At 29.6% G+C, this 1696-nt stretch carries 1 protein-coding gene; it reads right to left on the bottom strand.

Going from position 1 to position 1696, the window contains the following annotated elements; all coding sequences use genetic code 11:
- Positions 1 to 161 precede the first annotated feature (161 nt).
- Positions 162 to 1601 carry a DDE-type integrase/transposase/recombinase gene (locus Q0Y03_RS15425; protein ID WP_297714669.1) on the bottom strand — a complete coding sequence of 480 codons (1440 nt, stop codon included), beginning with the start codon at positions 1599 to 1601 and terminating at the stop codon, positions 162 to 164.
- Positions 1602 to 1696: the final 95 nt, after the last annotated feature.

Raw genomic sequence — 1696 nt, 5'->3', positions numbered from 1 at the left:
GATAGTGTAAAGTTTCGTATGAAAAAATAGCCTATGGCTAATTTTTAATAATAATTAAAAAATAACGTTGTAATATCAACTAAAATTTAAAAATTGGATATGACAAAAAGACCTTCGGTATCGGAGGCAAAAATAAAATCAATATTTAGTTTTATAGTTTATCAAGAAGTTTTAGATTCCTGCATATGTAATATGGTTTGTTGACCGAGACTGATAAGAATTTGCCACTTTGCTGGCATGTTATCAGCAATATTTAAAGCATCCAGTTCATTTAAAGGACGATGATAGTTATATGGGTGAGGTCTTAAAAAATTATAATAAGCAACCCAAAGAGAGAATCCATAAAGAGCACCTTCGTCACTTCCATAGCCACAAGTAACTCTATAGGAAGCTTTGAAGGTACGATTTAAACGCTCTACTACTTGCTTAACCCAACGGAATTCTTCAGATACTGGATCTTCATTAGTAAGTCCAATAACTTGAGTTAGATTAAATTCTTTATTTTCTTCTAATTCAAATTGTTGCTTCGCTAACGGATAAGCACTATAACCATCGGCAACGAAGTTCAAAGCTTTTCCGGGGAATTTTTTGAACTTATCAAAAGCCATACGCATTGCTAATATACAAGGACCAGTAGCCCGTGTATCAGATACTTGATAACCTAGGATAGACTTTTTACAAGCATCCATTACAATCCACACATAATGCTTAATACCTTTGACTTTTATATAAGTCTCATCAGCAGAAAGTATTTTAGATGGCTTGTAGTTATATGTATCAACAAAGGGCTTAATAACAGCAGCTGCTGTTAAAGCATAATTAGCAATAGTTCTATGTGATATTTTTATTCCATGAACTTCTTTTAAAACATGTGCAGTTTGTCTCGTAGACATTTTACAATTAACGTGATAAGTAAGGCATAATCCCATTATATGAGGATTAAATTTCTTAAAACTAAATCCAGTAGCATGTTTTGATATTGGGTATAAATCCATCTTGAAAAAATTAATATTAAATTCACGATATATGTAGTGAAGTTTGTATTTATATTTATCAGCAGAATCAAGATTTTTAGGAAGTTTCTTAAGATTCTTTTGGTAATATGAACATTTAGAATTATTACATTTATGTATTTTAAAGTGCTTGCGTTGCTTTTGTTCCGTAAGCGTAGCACCACAATAAGGACAAATAAAAACTGTTGGTTTAGTTGCGTAATTAGTTTCTTTGAATGGAAGATTACAAATCTTGCATTTATATTGACCTTTATTACCATTATTATCATAAATATATTCATGGGGTGCACCACATTTAGGACACTTAATTTTTTCAGGAATAGACTTACCATTTCGTCTTTGGACGGGTTTTACGGTCTTATTATATTTATGTTTGTAATAAGCTAAAAGTAATTTATAATCTACTTTTTCAAATTTAAGAATTGTAGGTAGCTTGTCAATTTTAAATTTTTGATATTCAGGACTATTTGAGTCATCAAATATCATTTGCTTTAATGGTATATGTTGTGAAATAAATAAAAGTAATTCACCGATAATGTTAATTAAATATTGATTATATATAAGTAAATAGGTTATAATTGAATCCACAATAACGACATCCTTTCATGGTTATTTTTGTTTTGTAAGAGATTCAATTTTAACATGAAATTAGGGGGTCGTTGTTTTTTTATACAAAAAAACTT

It is taken from the genome of Clostridium sp. (assembly GCF_026168755.1).
Classification (GTDB): domain Bacteria; phylum Bacillota; class Clostridia; order Clostridiales; family Clostridiaceae; genus Clostridium.
This window is presented reverse-complemented; position numbering and strand designations above follow the sequence as displayed.